Below are 18,983 nucleotides of genomic sequence, written 5' to 3' on the forward strand. Positions count from 1 at the left end.
GTGACCACCGAGGGGACCACCGACGTGTCCACCGATGCGACGACAGCGACGACAGACGGGACGACGAGGGACGACGGACAGGACGACGGACAGGACGACGGGTGGGGCGACGGCCGGCTGGCCGTAGTCGGCGCCGGGGTCATGGGCACCGCGCTGGCCACGCTCGCCGTGGGCCGCGGCCTTCCGGTCCTGCTGATCGACGTGTCCGATGCGCAGTTGGAGCGCGCCCGCGGCACGGTGCGCCGGCAACTGCGGCACGCCCGGCTGCTGGGCAAGCTGCCCAAGGGCCCGGACGGCGAACTGACCCTGAGCACCTCGTACGCGCGGCTGGACACCGCGGCGGCCGTCGTCGAGGCGGTCACCGAGACCACCGACGCCAAGGTCGAGGCGCTGGGCGCCGTCTCGGCGGCGGTACGCCCCGGCACGCTGATCGCCTCCAACACCTCGGCCGTACCGGTCGACGAGCTGGCGGGCTACACCCAGCGCCCGGCGGACGTCGTCGGCACCCACTTCATGAACCCGCCCTACCTGATCCGGGCGGTCGAGGTGATCCGCGGCCCGCGCACCGGCGACGCGGCCATGGCGGCCCTGGACCGGCTGCTGAGCGCCCTGGACCGGGAGGCCGTCGTCGTCGGCGACGGACCCGGCTTCGTCTCCAACCGCATCCTGATGCGGGTGATCAACGACGCGGCCCGGCTGGTCGCCGAGGGCCGCGCCGCCGCCGAGTCCGTGGACCGCGTCTTCACCGGCTGCTTCGGGCACCGTACGGGGCCGCTGGCCACCGCGGACCTGATCGGCCTGGACAACATCGTCGACACCCTCAAGGTGCTGCACGACCGCACCGGCGACGACGGATACCTCGCCTGCGACCTGCTCCTGGACAAGGTGCGGGCCGGCGACTTCGGCCACAAGACCGGCAACGGCTTCTACTCCTACGGAGGAACGCGCGCATGACCACCGTCGACAACCAGGCCGACGCGGCGACCGGGCCCGGCGCCGGAGACGTCCAGCAGCGCCTGGTGGCGTTCCTCGGCTCCCGTACCGGCGGTGACTGGGCCGTGGACCAGGACCTGTTCGCCTCCGGAGCGTTCTCCTCGCTGTTCTCCCTGGAACTGCTCCAGCACGTCGAGCAGGAGTTCCAGGTCACCGTCGAGGGCGACGACCTGACCCTGGACAACTTCCGTACCGTGCCGGCCATCACCGCCCTGGTGCGGCGGCTGCGCGGCGAAGGAGCGGCGGGGCAGTGACGGCACAGGCGACCGCGGACGCCCGCACCGCGCTCGGCGACCTCGTCGGCGACCGCGCCGAGGAGTGGGACCTGGCCGGCCGGATTCCCGGGGAGACGGTACGGGAGGCGTCCCGGCGCGGCCTGCTGTGCGCCCAGGTCGCCGCGGAACACGGCGGCCTGGGCCTGGACAGCCGGGCCAACGGCGAACTGACCGCGCACGCCGGGTCCCTGTGCGGTTCCCTGCGGTCCCTGATGACCTCGCAGGGCATGGCCGCCTGGACCGTGCAGCGCTTCGGCACCGCCGCGCAGCGCGGCACGTTCCTGCCCCGGCTCACCGGGGGAGAGACGGCCGGCGTCGCGTTCTCCGAGAGCGGCGCGGGCAGCGACCTGTCGGCGATGCGCACGGAGATCCGCCGGGACGGTGACACCGTGCACGTCACCGGCGCGAAGGTCTGGGTGACCGGCGCCGCCTACGCGAGCCTGCTGGTGGTCTTCGGGACCCACGGGGACGGGGCCGCCGTCGTCGTGGTGCCCGCCGACGCCCCGGGCGTACGGATCGACCGGGTGCCGGACCCGATGGGCTGCCGGGCCGCCGGCCACGCCGACGTGGACCTCGACGGCGTCCGCGTACCGGCCGGCCACCTGCTGTCCGGCGCCGGCCTGCCGGTCGCCCTGCTCGCCACCGCCGCGCTCACCTACGGGCGGCTCTCGGTCGCCTGGGGCTGCGCGGGCATCCTGCGCGCGTGCCTGGACAGCACGGCGGCGCACACCCGCACCCGGGAACAGTTCGGCAAGCCGCTCGCCGACCACCAGCTCGTCGCCCGGCACCTGGCCGAACTGGCCGTCGCCGAGCAGGTCGCCCTCCGGTGCTGCGAGCACGCCAGCGCCTGCTGGGACGAGAACCGGCCGGAGCTGGGCACCCAGGCCGTCGTCGCCAAGTACGTCGCCTCCCGGGAAGCCACCCGGGGCGCCGCCACGGCCGTCCAGGTGCTGGCCTCCCGCGGCGCCCGCGACGGCCACCCGGTGGCGCGGGCCTACCGCGACGCCAAACTCATGGAGATCATCGAGGGCAGCACGGAGATCAGCCAGCTGCTCCTCGCGGACCACGTACGGACGGGCCGGGGATGACGACGACGGACACGGGCAGCAGCGCGGACACGGCCGTCGGGGTGGGGGCGGTGCACTGCCTCCTGCCCGGCGAGCCGGTGCCCGTCGGGAAGCTGGACGAGATCGCCGGACTGCCGCGCGAGGAGGCCGAGTTCGCGCGCGACTGCGGCATCCGCACGGTCGGCCGGTTCGACGACGGGGCGACGGCCGCGGGGCTCGCCGCCCAGGCCGTACGGGAACTGCGCGCGAAGGACCCGGCCGCCCCGGACCCCGACATCCTGGTGGTCGTCGGCGCCCGCGCCCCCGAGGTGCTGCTCGGCTCCGGTTCCGGCCACGTCGCGCACGAGGCCGGGCTCACCCCGTCGTTCTCCTTCGTCCTGGACGGCCTGGGCTGTACGGGCTCCAGCGCGGCCTGGGCCCTGGCCAGGGACCTCCTCGTCGCCGACCCGGCCCGGCAGTCCGTGATGATCGCGCACGCCAGCCGCCCGGTCGCCCTGGACCGGGTACGCCACCCGGTCACCGTCGTCGGCGACGGCGCCTTCGCCATGACCCTGGTGCGCGGCGGCCGACCCGTACTGCGTGCCCACCGCCAGCACACCGACGGCCGGTTCCACGACCTCCTCCAGGTCGACTACAAGAACGCCCCCTGGTACGAGTGGCGCGAGGAGGTCAGTTCCGCCGACCGCTACCGCTTCGAACTGGCCCTGCACAGCCAGCAGCACCTCAAGCGCCTGGTCGGGCAGGTGCTGGACGACGCGGGTGTGGAGCGGCAGCGGATCGCCGCCACCCTCATGCAGAACGTCACCGCGCCGGCCTTCCAGTTCTACGAGACCCTGCTCGGCCTGCCGGTCCACCCGGTGTGCGGCGAGAACCTCCAGGCGTACGGCCACACCGGCGCCATGGACGTGGTGCTCAACCTCGACCGGCTGCTGGCCCGCGGCGACCTGGCCCCGGGCGACCTCGTCCTCGTCCTGAACAACAGCCCCGTCGCGGCCTGGGCCGTGACCCTCTGGGAGGTATGACCGGCATGGCGGCCACCGAGACGGCGGAGACCGGCACCCCCACGGACGCGGCGGAGACCGCCGTACGTCCCGCGGTGAAGTGCCTGGTCTGGGACCTGGACAACACCCTGTGGCAGGGGACCCTGCTGGAGCACGACGAACTCGTCCTGCGGCCCGGCGTCCTGGAGACGCTGAAGGCCCTGGACGAGCGTGGCATCCTCCAGTCGGTGGCCAGCCGCAACGAGTACGACGACGCCTGGACCCGGCTGGAGAGCCTCGGCGTCGCCGAGTACTTCGTCCTGCCGCACATCGGCTGGGGCCGCAAGTCCGACGCCGTACGCGCCGTCGCCGAACGGCTGAACTTCGCACAGAACACCCTCGCGTTCATCGACGACCAGCGCACCGAGCGCGCCGAGGTCGCCCACCACCTGCCGGACGTGCGCTGCTACGACGCTCCCGCGGCGGCCGGGCTGCCGGACCTGCCGGACTTCGCGCCCGCCGTCACCGCCGACGCCCGCCGCCGCCGGGCCGTGTACCAGGAGAAGTTCCGGCGCGAGACCGCCCAGAGCGAGTTCAACGGCCCGGACGAGGACTTCCTGCGCTCCCTGGACATGCGGATGCGCATCGCCCGCGCCCACGAGGACGACCTCGCCCGCGTCGAGGAACTGACCCTGCGCACCAGCCAGATGAACGCGACCGGCGTGCACTACTCCGACGCCGACCTGCGCGCCCTGCTCACCGACCCGGACCACGAGGTGCTGATCACGACCGTCGAGGACCGCTTCGGCTCGCACGGCGCGGTCGGCGTCGCCCTGCTGGAGCGGCAGCCGGGCCGCTGGCGCCTGAAGCTGCTCGCCACCTCCTGCCGGGTGGTCAACTTCGGCATCGGTACGCAGCTGCTGCGCTGGACCGCCGACCAGGCCACCCGGGCCGGAGTCCACCTGGAGGCCGACTTCCGGCGCACCGACCGCAACCGGATCATGGAGGTCGCGTACCGGTTCGCGGGCTTCGACGCGAAGCCGTGCGCGTGCCAGGAGGACGGCCGGGAGGCGGCTGCCGGAACCCCGGCGGACGTCCAGCGCCTGCACCTGGTCCCGCGGCGGCAGACCGCACCGACGACCCTGACCGTCACCGGCCCCGCCCTGTGGTCCGGCGACGGCACCGGGAAACCGTGGGCATGACGGGCGGGGCCGTGGCGGGCCCCGGCCGGGGCGCCTTCGGACGGCTGTGGGCGTCCACCGCGGTCTCCGCGCTGGGCGACGGCGTACGGCTGACCGCCCTGCCGCTGCTCGCCCTCTCGCTCACCACCGACCCACTGCTGATCTCCCTGGTGACGGTCGCCAACTGGCTGCCGCTGCTGCTGTCGCCGCTGGCCGGAGTCTGGGCGGACCTGGCCGACCGGCGCGCGCTGCTCATCGGCGTCGACCTGATGCGCGCGGCCGCGGTCCTGGTCCTCACGCTGACGGTGGTGACGGGCGTGGTGAGCCTGCCGGTGGTCTGCGCGGTGGCGGCGGTGCTCGGGCTGGGCGAGACGGTGCACATCGTGGCGTCCCAGTCGTACCTGCCGATGGTGGTGGACACCTCCCGGCTCGCCGCCGCCAACGGGCGGCTGCACGTGGCCCAGCTCATCTTCCGCGACTCCGCCGGACAGCCGCTCGGCAGTCTCGCCTTCGTCGCCGGGGCGGGCCTGCCGTTCCTGATCGACGGGGTGTCGTTCCTGTTCGGCGTGGCCCTGCTGGTCACCCTCCCGCGCTCGCCCGGACCGTCCGCCGGGCCCGCCGAGCCGGGCGCCGCGCCGCGATGGCGCACCATGATCCTGGACGGCGTGCGCCTGCTGCGCGCCGACCGGCTGCTGGCCACCCTGGCGGGCATGCTCGGGGCGCTGAACTTCTGCATGGCCGTCACCGGCACCCTCGAAGTCCTCTACGTCGTGCGCTGGCTCGGCCTCCCGGAAGCCGCCTTCGGCGTGTTCCTGGCCGTCGGCGCGCTCGGCGGCATCGTCGGCGGACTGCTCAACGCGCGCTTGGCGGACCGGTTCGGCACCTTCCCGGCGGCCCTCGGCGGCATGGTCCTGATGGGCGTCGCGATGCTGCTGACCGGCCTGGTGCACCACGCGTTCGTCGCGGCCGCCGGCTTCGCCCTGATGGCGCTCGGCGCCGCCGTCTACCAGGCGCTGACCGTCTCCTTCCGCCAGGCCACCACCCCGCCCGACCAGCTCGGCCGGCTCAACGGCGTCTACCGGCTGGTGGGCACCGGCACCATCCCGCTGGGCGCGCTGGCGGGCGGCGCGCTCGCCAAGGCGGTCGAGGTCAACGTCCCGTACACGGCCGCCGGAGCCGTGGTGCTGCTGCTGTTCGCGGTGGTCGCGCGCCCGGTCGTCCGGATGGGGACGGCGCAGGAGCGCTGCGCCGGGGCCCCGGACGCACCGGCGGAGGCCGCCTCGTGAACCGCACGCGCGCCGTCGGCACCCCTCCCGTCCCGCCCACCGAGGACCCCGTACGCCAGGAGCCCGCCTTGGAAGACCGCACCCTCTACCAGTGGTTCGCCGACTCGGCCCGCCGGTGGCCGGACGCCCCGGCCCTCGAACTGGGCGAGCAGACCCTGACCTACGGCGCACTGCACCGCCGGGTGCTGGCCCTGGCGGCCCGCGTCCTCGCCGAGCAGCCCGCGGGCGACGGCCCGGCCCGTCCGCCGGCCCGGATCGCGCTGATCACCACCCGGACCGTGGCCGCGTACGTGGCGTACCTGGCCGTGCAGCGCCTCGGCTCCTGCGCCGTCCCCCTCAACGCCGACCACCCGCTGCCCCGCACCCTCGACATCGCGCGCCGCGCCGGGGTCGGCGCCGTCCTCGTCGGCGAGGAGCACCGCGACACGTTCGCCGGGCTGCCCGCGGACTTCCGGCCGCCGGTGACCGTCGTACCGGACGACGCCGACGGCCTCCCGGAGCCGCCCGCCGACGCCCTGCCCGCCCATCCCGGCGACCCGGAGGCCGAGGCGTACCTGCTGTTCACCTCCGGCTCCACCGGCCGCCCCAAGGGCGTGCCGGTCCGCCACCGCAACGTCTCCCCGTACGTGGCGTACAACATCGCCCGCTACGAGGCGGGACCCGGCTGCCGCATGTCGCAGACGTTCGGCCTGACCTTCGACCCGTCCGTGTACGACCTGTTCGTCGCGTGGGGCTCCGGCGCCACCGTCGTCGTACCGGACAAGGACGAGCTGTACCGGCCCGTGGACTACGTGGTGCGCCGCCGCCTCACCCACTGGTTCTCCGTACCGTCGCTGGTCACCACCGCCGAGCGGTACGGCAACCTGCCGCCCGGCCAGGTCACCACGCTGCGCCACAGTTGCTTCAGCGCCGAGCCGGTCACCGCGCGGCTGACCGCGCGCTGGCACGAGGTCGCGCCCGGCAGCCGTATCCACAACCTGTACGGGCCGACCGAACTGACCATCACCTGCACCGACCACGAACTCGCCGGCGGCGGGACCGCCGCGACGGGCAGTGCCAACGGCACGGTGCCCATCGGACGCCCGTACCCGCACATGGAGGCGGTCCTCCTGGACGAGGCGGGGCGGCCCTGCGACGACGGTGAACTGTGCGTGCGCGGCGCCCAGCGCTTCGACGGCTACCTGGACCCGGCCGACAACGCCGGGCGCTTCGTCCGGTACGAACCCGGCGCGCCCGCCGCCCCGTACGACGGCACCGGACCGCTCACCCGCGACCACTGGTACCGCACCGGCGACCGGGTGCGCCGCGAGGACGGCCTGCTGGTGCACCGCGGCCGGCTGGACAACCAGGTCAAGATCATGGGGCACCGGGTGGAGCTGGGCGAGGTGGAGGCCGCGATGCGGCGCCACCCCGAGGTGTCCGAGGCGGCCGTGGTGGCCGTCACGGTCAAGGACGAGGTGCGTCTGCTGGCCGCCTACCTGGGCAAGGAGATGCGGGCGCTCGAGTTCGGCCACTGGCTGCGGCAGCACGTGCCGCTGCACATGGTGCCGCGCCGCATCCGGCGCCTGGAGGAGCTGCCGCACAACGACAACGGCAAGCTCGACCGGCAGCGGCTCGCCGAGCTGCTGGCGTGAGGGGCGGCGGTCAGGTGCTCCGGCGTGCCGGGTCGGCGGGGGGTTCCGGGTCGGTGTGCGGGACCGCCGCGCCGATGCGGGGCCGCGCCGTGCTCACCACGGCCGCCACGGCGTCCCGGCGTACGTCCGTGTGGTCGAGCACGTACAGGTCGCCGTGGCGGGACGGGCTGCCGTGGCGGGACGGGGCGCCGCTCCGGTCGGGCAGGCCCGAGAGGTCCAGGGCGGCCAGCCCGCCCAGCGTGGTCCTGCCCAGCTTGACGAAGCACTCCTTGCGGACCCACTGGCGCAGGAAGTACGCGTCGGGGTCGGCGTGTTCGCGCATCGCCGCCCGCTCGGCCGCGCTCAGCACCCGGTCCCCCGCGCCCCGCACGCTGTCCGGCAGCGCCCGCCGCTCCACATCCACGCCGACCGGCTCGTGGCCCACCGCGGCGGCCACCACGCCCGTCGTGTGCGACAGGCTCACGTACACCTGCGGCAGCCCGGCGAGGCCCGGCCTGCCGTGCTCGTCGGAGCCGCAGCCGGGGCAGTGCTGCTCCAGTACGAGGGAGTCCGCCGCCCGGTCCAGCAGCTTGGCGGCGCAGAGCCGCACCAGGACGTGCGCGGCGATGAAGTCGGCCCGCAGCGCCGGGGTGAGGAACGCGTCAGCACGCCGCCGCTCCACGCCGGTGAGCAGCCGCCCGTACGCCGGGACCCACCCCAGCACCTCGTCCGTACCCGCCACCACCGCCGTCGGCTGCCCGTCCGTCCCCGTCACGGAGAGCACCTTTCCAGTGCGGCCACGGCCCGGGCAAGCCACCCCCATCAGCGCATTCGCATCTGTTGAACGGCCCGCTCCAGGCGTCGGCCGACGAGTGGAGGACCAGTGAACGACATGACGCAGGCGACGGTTTCCGCCGAACCCTTCCCGGCACTCTTCGCCCGGCAGGCGGCCCGGACTCCGGACGCCACGGCGCTGGCCTTCGAGGACACCACCCTGTCGTACCGCGAGCTGGACGCGCGGGCCAACCGCCTGGCGCACTGGCTCACCGGGCGGGGCGTGGGCCCGGAGACCCGCGTGGCGCTGGTCCTGCCGCGTTCGGTGGAGCTGGCCGTGGCCCTGCTCGCCGTCCTGAAGGCGGGCGGCGCGTACGTACCCGTCGACCCGGAGTACCCGCGGGCCCGCCGCGCCTTCCTCCTCGACGACACGGCCCCCGTCCTCGTCCTCGACGAGGAGACCCTGCCCCGCGACCTGTCCGGCCACCCCGCGACCGACCCCGGCGCGCGCCTCACGCCCGGCCACGCCGCGTACGTCATCCACACCTCCGGCTCGACGGGCGTGCCCAAGGGCGTCGTCGTCCCGCACGCGGGCCTCGCCGGGCTGGCGGCCGCGCAGGCCGAACGGTTCGCGGTGACGCCCGGGAGCCGGGTCCTGCAGTTCGCGTCACCCAGCTTCGACGCATCCGTCGCGGAGATCTGCGGCGCCTGGCTGACCGGCGCCACCCTCGTCATGGCGCCCGCCGCCCACCTGCTGCCCGGCGCGGGCCTCGCCGAACTGGTCGCCGAACAGCGCGTCACCCACGCCACCCTGCCGCCGTCCGTCCTGGCCGCCCTCCCGCCGCACACCACCCTGCCGCAGATCACCGCGCTGGCGGTGGCGGGCGAGGCGTGCCCGCCCGACGTGGCCGAACGCTGGTCGGCCGGACGGCGCCTGGTCAACGCGTACGGCCCGACGGAGACCACGGTCTGCGCGACGGTGAGCGCGCCGCTGTCCGGCCGCGTGGTGCCCGGCCTCGGCACACCGGTCGCCGACGTGCGCCTGTACGTGCTCGACGCGGCGCTGCGCCCCGTCCCGGACGGCGGCACCGGCGAGCTGTACGTCACCGGCACCGGCCTGGCGCGTGGCTACCTCGGCCGCTCCGGGCTGACGGCGGAGCGCTTCGTGGCCTGCCCGTTCGGCCCGGCGGGCGCGCGGATGTACCGCACCGGCGACGTGGTGCGCCGCCGGACCGACGGCGCGCTGGAGTTCGTCGGCCGCGCCGACGACCAGGTCAAGGTACGCGGCCACCGCGTCGAGCCGGGCGAGGTCGAGCAGGTGCTCGGCGCCCACCCGGCGGTCGGACAGGCCGTGGTCACCGCCCGCGAGGACCGGCCCGGCGACGCCCGCCTGGTCGGCTACGTCGTACCGGCCGACGGCCCCGCGCCGGACGCCGGGGCCGACGCGCACCAGGTCGGCGAGTGGCAGGAGATGCACGACCTGGTCTACGCCGACGAGGCAAAGGCGCAGGACGACGAGCCGCCGTTCGGCGAGGACTTCGGCGGCTGGAACAGCAGCTACGACGGCACCCCGATCCCCGTCGCGGAGATGCGCGACTGGCGCGCCGAGACCGTCCGGCGCATCCTCGCCCTGAAGCCCCGCCGGGTGCTGGAGACGGGCGTCGGCAGCGGCCTGCTGCTCTCGCAGGTGGCGCCCGCCTGCGAGGCGTACTGGGGAGCGGACTTCTCCGCCCCGGCCGTCGAGCGGCTGCGCCGCCAGGTCGCCGCCGTACCGGAGCTGGCCGGCAAGGTCGAGCTGAGCTGCCGGCCCGCCGACGTGACCGAGGGCCTGCCCACCGGGTACTTCGACACCATCGTGATCAACTCGGTCACCCAGTACTTCCCCAACGCCGCCTACTTCCTGCGCGTCCTGCGCAACGCCGTGGACCTGCTGGCCCCCGGTGGCCGGGTCTTCGTCGGCGACATCCGCAACCGGCGCCTGCTGCGGCTCTTCCGTACGGCCGTCGAACTGCACCGCGCCGGAGCGGACACCGAACCGGGCGCCCTCGGCGCGGCCGTCGACCAGAGCGTCCGCCTGGAGAAGGAACTCCTGGTCGACCCCGACTTCTTCGCCGCACTGCCCGCCGCACTGCCGGACGTGACGGGCGCCGAACTCCAGCTCAAGGGCACCCGCCACCACAACGAGCTGACCCGCCACCGCTACGACGCCGTCCTGTACAAGCGGCCCGCCCGCACGGTCTCCTTCGCCGACGTACCGAGCCTGGTCTGGGGCCGGGACGTCACCGACGCGACCACCCTCGAACAGGCCCTGCGCGACCGGCCCGGACAGCGGCTGCGCCTGACCGGGGTGCCCAACCCGCGCCTGGCGGGCGAAGCGGCGGCCGAGGCGGCCGTCACGGCGGGCCTGCCGGTGGACGAGGCGCGCTCCCGGCTGGCCGCCCCCGGCACCACCGCCGGAGCCGAACCCGAGCAGCTCACCGGACTGGGCACCCGCCTCGGCCTGTGGGCGGCCGCCACCTGGGCGCCGGACAGCCCGGAAGGCCGATGCCGGTACGACGTCCTGTTCGCACCGCGGGAAGACCTCGCCTCGGCGGCCGCCGTCGGCCTCTGCCGTCCGGCCGGCGACCTCACCGGCCCGCTCGCCGCCCACACCACCGACCCCGGCGCGGCCCTGACCACCGCCGCCCTGGTCACCGCCCTCCACCGGCACCTGCGCGACCGGCTGCCCGCCCACCTCGTCCCGTCCGCCCTCGTCGCGCTGGACACCCTGCCCCTGACCCCCAACGGCAAGGTCGACCGCGCGGCACTGCCCGCGCCCGGCCTGACCCACCTCGGCGACGGAACCGGCGGCCGGGCCCCGCGCACCCCGCGCGAGGGCGTGCTGTGCGAGCTGTACGCCGACGTCCTCGGCGTGCCGCGGGTCGGCATCGACGACAACTTCTTCACCCTGGGCGGCCACTCGCTGCTCGCCACCCGCCTGATCGGCCGCATCCGCACCGCCCTGGACGTGGACCTGCCGATCACCGCCGTGTTCGAGGCGCCCACGGTCGCCGCGCTCGCCGGGCACGTCGACGCCGCCGCCTCCGGGGGCCGCCCGGCCCTGCGGCCGGTCCCGCGCCCCGACGCGCTGCCGCTGTCGTACGCCCAGCGCCGCCTGTGGTTCCTGCACCGGCTGGAGGGGCCGAGCGCCACGTACAACGTCCCGACGGCGCTGCACCTGTCCGGCGAACTGGACCACGAAGCACTGCGCGCCGCGCTGGGCGATCTGCTCGCCCGGCACGAGAGCCTGCGCACGGTCTTCCACGAGACGGCCGACGGCACCCCGCACCAGGTCGTCCTCGGACCGGACGACGTGGCCGGAATGCCGTCCGTGCTCTCCGTGGTGCGGACCGGCCCCGACGACGTACGGCGCCTGCTCCGCGAGGCCACCCGCCACACCTTCGACATCGCCGCCGAACTGCCGCTGCGCGCCACGCTGTTCCGCACCGGGCCCGACGAACACGTGCTGCTCCTGCTGCTGCACCACATCGCGGGTGACGGCTGGTCGTCGGCACCGCTCTCACGCGACCTGGCGGCGGCGTACGACGCGCGCCGCCAGGGCCGGGCCCCGCAGTGGGCCCCGCTGCCGGTCCAGTACGCCGACTACACCCTCTGGCAGCGGGACTTCCTCGGCGACCCGCGGGACCCGTCCAGTGTCCAAGCGCGGGAACTCGATTACTGGAAACGGCAGTTGACCGGCCTCCCCGAGGAGATCGCGCTGCCGTACGACCGCCCGCGCCCCCGGCACGCCACCTACCGGGGCGACGCGCTCGACCTCACCCTGTCCGCCGCACTGCACGCGAACCTGCACGCCCTGGCACGCGACACCGGCACCAGCCTGTTCATGATCGTGCAGGCGGGCCTGGCGGCCCTGCTCACCCGCCTCGGCGCCGGCACCGACATCCCGCTCGGCAGCCCCGTCGCCGGCCGCACCGACCAGGCCCTGGACGACCTGGTGGGCTTCTTCGTCAACACCCTCGTGCTGCGGACGGACACCTCCGGCAACCCGACCTTCCGCGACCTGCTGCGCCGCGTCCGCGACACCGACCTCGCCGCCTGGTCCCACCAGGACCTGCCCTTCGAGCAGCTCGTCGAGGCCCTCAACCCGGTGCGGTCGGCGGGCCGGCAGCCCCTGTTCCAGGTGGTCGCCGCCGTGCAGAACGCCCCCGAGGGCGGCTTCGACCGGCTCGGCGTCCGCACCCGCACCGAGCTGGTCAGCACCGGCACCGCCAAGTACGACCTCTTCCTCAGCCTCTGGGAGCGCCAGGGCCCGCAGGGCGAACCGCGCGGCCTGGACGGCTTCGTCGAGTTCAGCACCGACCTCTTCGACCGCTCCACGGTCGCCACGCTCGCCGCCCGGCTCGTCCGCGTCCTGGAGACGGCCGTCGCCACCCCCGACGTGCCGCTAGCCCACCTCGACGTGCTGACCGGCGAGGAGCACGGGCGGCTGCGGCAGGCCGCGTCGGCCGCCCGCCCGGCGGTGCGGCACAGCACCCTGCCCGAACTGTTCGCCGAGCAGGCGGCCCGTACACCGGACGCCACGGCACTGGTCTTCGAGGACGTCTCGCTCACCTACGGCGAGCTGAACGCCCGCGCCAACCGCCTCGCGCACTGGCTGACCGGCCAGGGCGTGGGCCCGGAGACGCTGGTGGCCGTGGCGCTGCCGCGCTCGGCGGAACTGGCGGTCGCGCTGCTCGCCGTCCTGAAGGCGGGTGGCGCCTACGTACCCGTGGACCCGGACTACCCGGCCGAGCGGCGCGCCTTCGTCCTCGCCGACACCGCGCCCGCCCTCGTCCTGGACGCCGCCGCGCTGCGCCGGGACCTGGCGGACCTGTCGGCGTATCCGGACACCGACCCCGCCACCGGCCTGCGCCCGGCCCACCCGGCGTACGTCATCCACACCTCCGGCTCGACGGGCACCCCGAAGGGCGTCGTGGTCTCCCACACCGGCCTCGCCGCGCTGGCCGCCGCGCAGGCCGAGCGGTTCGCGGTGACGGGGGAGAGCCGCGTGCTGCAGTTCGCCTCACCGAGCTTCGACGCGTCGGTCTCCGAGATGTGCGTGACGTGGCTGGCGGGCGCCGCCCTGGTCATGGCGCCGGGGCAGCGGCTGCTGCCGGGAGCCGGCCTGGAGGACCTGCTCGCCGCGCAGCGCGTCACCCACGCCACCCTGCCGCCGTCGGTGCTGGCCGCCCTGCCGCCCCAGGAGACGCTGCCCGGCGTCGTCTCGCTGGTCGTGGCGGGCGAGGCCTGCCCCGTCGACCTCGTGGAACGCTGGTCGGCCGGCCGCCGCATGGTCAACGCGTACGGCCCGACCGAAGCCACCGTGTGCGCCACCGTCGGCGAACCGCTGTCCGGCCGGACGCTGCCCGCGCTGGGCGCGCCGATCGGCGACGTACGGCTGTTCGTGCTCGACGCGCTGCTGCGGCCGGTGCCGGACGGTGGCGCGGGAGAGCTCTACCTCGCGGGCTCCGGTCTGGCCCGCGGCTACCTCGGCCGCTCCGCGCCGACCGCCGAGCGGTTCGTGGCCTGCCCGTTCGGCCCGGCGGGCGCGCGGATGTACCGCACCGGCGACCTGGTACGGCGCCGGAGCGACGGCGAGCTGGAGTTCGTCGGCCGCGTCGACGACCAGGTCAAGGTACGCGGCCACCGCATCGAGCCGGGCGAGGTCGAGCAGGCGCTCGGCGCCCACCCGGCGGTACGGCAGGCCGCCGTGGCGGCGCGCGCCGACCGCACCGGCGACCTCCGCCTGACCGGCTACGTCGTACCCGCCGAGGACGCCGCCCGGCAGACCCTCGCCGCCGACCTCCGCCGCGACCTGCTCGCCCGGCTGCCCGCGTACCTGGTGCCGTCCGTCATCACGGTCCTCGACGCGCTGCCGCTGACCCCGAACGGCAAGGTGGACCGCAAGGCCCTGCCCGCCCCCGACCCGGCCCGCACCGGCGCCGACGCGGGCGGCCGGGCGCCGCGCTCGCCGCAGGAGGAGATCCTGTGCGAGCTGTACGCCGACCTCCTCGGCGTCACGAACGTCGGCATCGACGACAGCTTCTTCGCCCTCGGCGGCCACTCCCTGCTCGCCACCCGCCTGGTCAGCCGCATCCGCGCGGTCCTCGGCGTTGAACTGCCCGTCGCCGCCCTCTTCGAGGCCCCCACCGTCGAAGCCCTGGTCGAACGCCTCGGCCTGTCCACCGCGCGCACCCGCGGCGCCCTGCGGCCCATGCCGCGCCCCGAGGTGCTGCCGCTGTCCTACGCCCAGCGCCGCCTGTGGTTCCAGTACCGCCTCGAAGGCCCCAGCCCCACCTACAACATCCCCCTCATGCTGCGCATCGAGGGCCCGGTGGACGAGGAAGCGCTGCGCGCCGCCCTCGGCGACCTGCTCGCCCGGCACGAGAGCCTGCGCACCGTCTTCCGCGAGACCGGCGGCACCCCGCAGCAGGTCGTCCTCGACCCGGCCGCCGACCCGGCCGCCTTCGACATCCTCACCGTCACCGACGACGTCCCCGGCGACCCGGAGGCGTTCCGTGCGCTCCTCAAGGAAGGCGCCCGGCACCGCTTCGACCTGACCGCCGACCTGCCGCTGCACGTGAAGCTCTTCCGCGTCGGCCCGGACGAGAACGTCCTGCTCCTGCTGCTCCACCACGTCGCCGGTGACGGCTGGTCGATGGCGCCGCTCTCCCGCGACGTGGCGACCGCGTACGACGCGCGCCGCGCCGGACAGGCCCCGCGGTGGGCGCCGCTCCCCGTCCAGTACGCCGACTACACCCTGTGGCAGCGGGACTTCCTCGGCGACCCCGAGGACCCCGGCAGTGTCTACGGACAGCAGATCGCCTACTGGCGCGAGCAACTGGCGGGCCTCCCCGAGGAGATCGCCCTGCCCTTCGACCGCCCGCGGCCGCAGCGCGCCTCCTTCCGCGGCGACTCGATCACCTGGGAGATCCCCGCGCCGCTGCACCAGCGCCTGCACGCCCTCGCGGGCGAGACCGGCACCAGCCTCTACATGGTGCTCCAGGCCGGACTGGCCACCCTGTTCACCCGCCTCGGCGCCGGCACCGACATCCCGCTCGGCAGCCCCGTCGCGGGCCGCACCGACCAGGCCCTCGACGATCACATCGGCTTCTTCGTCAACACCCTCGTGCTGCGTACGGACACCTCCGGCGACCCGACCTTCCGCGCACTGCTCCAGCGCGTACGGAGCACCGCCCTCACCGGCTGGGCCCACCAGGACCTCCCGTTCGAGCAGCTCGTCGAAGCCCTCAACCCGGTCCGCTCGGCGGCCCGCAACTCCCTCTTCCAGACCATGCTCACCCTCGACAACGCGCCCGAAGGCGAGTTCACGCTCGGCGGCCACCCCGCCCGCACCGAGCCCGTCCACGTCGACGCCTCCCGCTTCGACCTGTCCGTCTTCCTGACCGAACGGCGCGGCGCGCACGGCGAACGGCCGGGCATGGACGGCGCGATCGAGTACAGCACCGACCTCTTCGACCGGCGTACGGTCGAGGCGCTGGCCGCCCGGTTCGTCGCCCTGCTCGACGCGGTGACCGCCGACCCCGACCAGCCGCTCGCCCGCCTCGACGTGCTGACCGCCGACGAGCGCGCCCTGCTGCTCGGCGAGGTCAACGCCACCGACCGGCCGCTGCGGCGCACCTCCCTCGCGGCGGCGTTCGAAGCCAGGGCGGCCGAAACACCGGACGCCCCCGCCCTCACCTTCCAGGACACCACCCTCACCTACGCCGAACTGGACGCCCGCGCCGACCGCCTCGCCCGGCACCTGGCCGGCGCGTACGGCGTCGGCGCCGAGAGCCGCGTCGCCGTCCTGCTGGACCGCTCCGCCGACCTGGTCGTCGCGATCCTCGCCGTCCTCAAGGCGGGCGGCGTGTACGTACCGCTCGACAAGCGCTACCCGGCCGCCCGGATGCGGCTGATCGCGGCCGAGACCGAGGCCGTCGTCGTCCTCACCCAGCAGGACCTGCCGGCCGCCGCCTACCTCCCCGGCGTCCCGGCCCTGGCCGTCGACGCCTGGGCGGAGACGGCGACGGACCTGCCGGACCGGGACCCCGCCGGGCCCACGGCGTACGCCGACTCCGTCGCATACGTCATGTACACCTCCGGCTCGACCGGCGCGCCCAAGGGCATCGCCGTCACCCAGGGCGACGTGGTGGCCCTGGCCGCCGACCACTGCTGGGGCGAGGACGGCCCCGACGGCGCCCGGCACACCGTGCTCGGCCACGCCTCCACCGCGTTCGACGCCTCCACCTTCGACCTGTGGGTACCGCTCCTCAACGGCGGCCACCTCGTCATGGCCCCGCCCGGCGACCTCACCCCCGACGACTACCGCACCCTGCTCACCACCCACCACATCACCGCGGTCCTCCTCACCACCGCCCTGTTCAACCTGCTCGCCGAGGAGTGCCCCGGCGCGCTCGCGGGCGTCCGGCAGGTCTGGACGGGCGGCGAGGCCGCCTCCCCGTCCGCCGTACAGAAGATCCTCGACGCCTGCCCCGACACCCGCGTCTGCAATGTCTACGGGCCCACCGAGGTCACCATGTCGGCCACGTACCACGCGATGCGCGCACCGCGGCGGATCGCCGGAACCGTCCCCATCGGACGCCCCATGGACAACATGCGTGTCTACGTCCTCGACAGCGCTCTGCGCCCCGTCGCCCCCTCGGTCACCGGCGAACTGTACGTCGGCGGCACCGGCCCCGCCCGCGGCTACCTCGACCGCCCCGGCCTCACCGCCGAACGCTTCGTCGCCGACCCCTTCGGCGCCCCCGGCGCCCGCATGTACCGCACCGGCGACCTGGTCCGCTGGACCGCGGACGGACAACTCGACTACATCGGCCGCGCCGACTCCCAGGTCAAGATGCGCGGCTTCCGCATCGAGCTCGGCGAGATCGAGACCGTCCTGGTCTCCCACCCCGCGGTCGCCCGGGCCACCGTCAACCTGCGCGAGCTCACCCCGGGCGACGCCCGCCTGGTCGCCCACCTCGTCCCTGTCTCCAGGGAAGCCTTCGACGCCACCGCCCTCCGCCGCCACCTGCGCGACCGCCTCCCCGCCTACATGGTGCCGACCGCCCTCGTGGCGCTCGACACCCTGCCGCTCACCCCGAACGGCAAGGTGGACCGCAAGGCCCTGCCCGCCCCCGACCCCCGTTCCGAACTCGGCGGCCGCGGCCCCCGCTCCCCGAAGGAAGAGATCCTCTGCGGGCTGTACGCCGACGTGCTGCGCGTCCCCCGCGTCGGCATCGACGACAGCTTCTTCGTCCTCGGCGGCCACTCCCTGATGGCGACCCGCCTGATCAGCCGCATCCGCACCGCCCTCGACGTCGAACTGCCCATCGGCGCTCTCTTCGAGGCCCCCACCGTCGCGGCCCTCGTCCGGCGCATCGACTCCGCCACCGCCCAGACCCGCCCGCCGGTCAAGCCCGCGATCCGCCCGGCCGCCGTCCCCCTCTCCTACGCCCAGCGCCGGCTCTGGTTCCTGCACCGCCTCGAAGGCCCCAGCCCCACCTACAACATCCCGCTCGCCCTGCGCTTCTCCGGCAAACTCGACCACGACGCCCTACGGGCCGCCCTCGGCGACCTCGTCGCCCGGCACGAGAGCCTGCGCACCGTCTTCCCCCGCCGCGCCCGCGCCGCCCAGCAGATCATCCTGCCGCCCGACTCCGGCCGCGACCTGCTCACCGTCGTCGAGACGGACCCCGACGGCCTGGCCCCCGCCCTGCACGAAGCCGCCACCCGCTCCTTCGACATCACCACCGAACACCCCCTGCGGGCCACCCTCTTCGCGACCGGCCCGGACGAGCACGTCCTCCTCCTGCTCCTGCACCACATCGCGGGCGACGGCTGGTCCATGGCACCGCTCTCCCGCGACCTCGCCGCCGCCTACGACGCGCGCAGCGCGGGCGAAGAGCCGCAGTGGTCCCCGCTTCCCGTCCAGTACGCCGACTACACCCTCTGGCAGCAGAACTTCCTCGGCGACCCGGCGGACCCCGACAGCACGTACAACCGGCAACTGGCCTTCTGGCGCACCCAACTCGCCGGCCTCCCCGCCGAAATCCCCCTCCCGCTCGACCACCCCCGCCCGGACGTCACCACCTACCGCGGCGACATGTTCCCCATCCACCTCCCCGCCGACCTCCACCAGGGCCTGCACACCCTGGCCGGCGACACCGGCACCAGCCTCTACATGGTCGTCCAGGCCGGCGTCGCCACCCTCCTCACCCACCTCGGCGCCGGCACCGACATCCCCCTGGGCAGCCCCGTCGCCGGCCGCACCGACCAGGCCCTGGACGACCTCGTCGGCTTCTTCGTCAACACCCTCGTCCTCCGTACGGACACCTCGGGCGACCCCACCTTCCGCGACCTCCTCACCCGCGTCCGCGCCACCGACCTCGCGGCCTGGGCCCACCAGGACCTCCCCTTCGAACAACTCGTCGAAGCCCTCAACCCGGCCCGCTCCACCGCCCGCCACCCCCTCTTCCAGACCCTCCTCACCCTCGACAACGCCCCCGAACGCCACTTCACCCTCGGCGGCCACCACGCCCGCCCCGAACCCGTCGACCTGCACGTCGCCCACTTCGACCTCTCCATCGGCCTCACCGAACAGCGCGCCCCCCAAGGCACCCCGAACGGCCTCGACGGCTTCGTCGAATACAACACGGACCTCTTCGAACGGAAGACGGTGGAGGACCTGGCGGCGTCCCTGATCACCCTGCTCACCGCAGCCGTCACCGCCCCGGACACCCCGCTGTCCGGGCTGCTGCCGTAGCACGTAC

Annotated in this window: 9 protein-coding genes; 8 read left to right on the top strand and 1 reads right to left on the bottom strand. The window is 74.8% G+C overall.

Going from position 1 to position 18,983, the window contains the following annotated elements:
• The 7 genes from ACZ4QV_RS01965 to ACZ4QV_RS01995 are packed head-to-tail and all read left to right on the top strand — an operon-like array spanning nt 1 to nt 7,416.
• On the top strand, nt 1–954 hold the full coding sequence (locus tag ACZ4QV_RS01965) for a 3-hydroxyacyl-CoA dehydrogenase family protein (RefSeq protein WP_467762483.1): 954 nt from the start codon (nt 1–3) through the stop codon (nt 952–954).
• Nucleotides 951–1,247: an acyl carrier protein gene (locus ACZ4QV_RS01970; protein ID WP_361146548.1), complete on the top strand. Its 297-nt coding sequence runs from the start codon at nt 951–953 to the stop codon at nt 1,245–1,247. Before ACZ4QV_RS01965 ends, ACZ4QV_RS01970 begins: the two co-directional genes overlap by 4 nt.
• Nucleotides 1,244–2,356 carry an acyl-CoA dehydrogenase family protein gene (locus ACZ4QV_RS01975; protein WP_361586078.1) on the top strand — a complete coding sequence of 371 codons (1,113 nt, stop codon included), beginning with the start codon at nt 1,244–1,246 and terminating at the stop codon, nt 2,354–2,356. Before ACZ4QV_RS01970 ends, ACZ4QV_RS01975 begins: the two co-directional genes overlap by 4 nt.
• A complete protein-coding gene (locus ACZ4QV_RS01980) occupies nt 2,353–3,357 on the top strand; it encodes a 3-oxoacyl-[acyl-carrier-protein] synthase III C-terminal domain-containing protein (RefSeq protein WP_361146543.1) in 1,005 nt (334 codons plus the stop codon). Before ACZ4QV_RS01975 ends, ACZ4QV_RS01980 begins: the two co-directional genes overlap by 4 nt.
• Nucleotides 3,354–4,517 carry an HAD-IIIC family phosphatase gene (locus ACZ4QV_RS01985; RefSeq protein ID WP_361617359.1) on the top strand — a complete coding sequence of 388 codons (1,164 nt, stop codon included), beginning with the start codon at nt 3,354–3,356 and terminating at the stop codon, nt 4,515–4,517. The genes ACZ4QV_RS01980 and ACZ4QV_RS01985 overlap by 4 nt, the downstream gene beginning before the upstream one ends.
• Entirely contained in the window at nt 4,514–5,782 is a 1,269-nt protein-coding gene (locus ACZ4QV_RS01990) for an MFS transporter (RefSeq protein WP_361586084.1), read from the top strand. Before ACZ4QV_RS01985 ends, ACZ4QV_RS01990 begins: the two co-directional genes overlap by 4 nt.
• Nucleotides 5,779–7,416: an amino acid adenylation domain-containing protein gene (locus ACZ4QV_RS01995; RefSeq protein ID WP_361617357.1), complete on the top strand. Its 1,638-nt coding sequence runs from the start codon at nt 5,779–5,781 to the stop codon at nt 7,414–7,416. Before ACZ4QV_RS01990 ends, ACZ4QV_RS01995 begins: the two co-directional genes overlap by 4 nt.
• Before the next feature lie 10 nt (nt 7,417–7,426).
• On the opposite strand, the gene ACZ4QV_RS02000 is transcribed toward ACZ4QV_RS01995, so the two are convergent.
• Nucleotides 7,427–8,170, bottom strand: coding sequence for a 4'-phosphopantetheinyl transferase family protein (locus ACZ4QV_RS02000; protein ID WP_361617356.1), 744 nt, complete (start codon nt 8,168–8,170; stop codon nt 7,427–7,429).
• A gap of 108 nt (nt 8,171–8,278) precedes the next feature.
• On the opposite strand from ACZ4QV_RS02000, the gene ACZ4QV_RS02005 reads away from it, so the two are divergent.
• The gene (locus ACZ4QV_RS02005; protein ID WP_467762484.1) at nt 8,279–18,976 is read left to right on the top strand and encodes an amino acid adenylation domain-containing protein; all 10,698 of its coding nucleotides are present in this window, start codon (nt 8,279–8,281) and stop codon (nt 18,974–18,976) included.
• Nucleotides 18,977–18,983 lie beyond the last annotated feature (7 nt).

Source organism: Streptomyces sp. NPDC026394 (assembly GCF_055567735.1).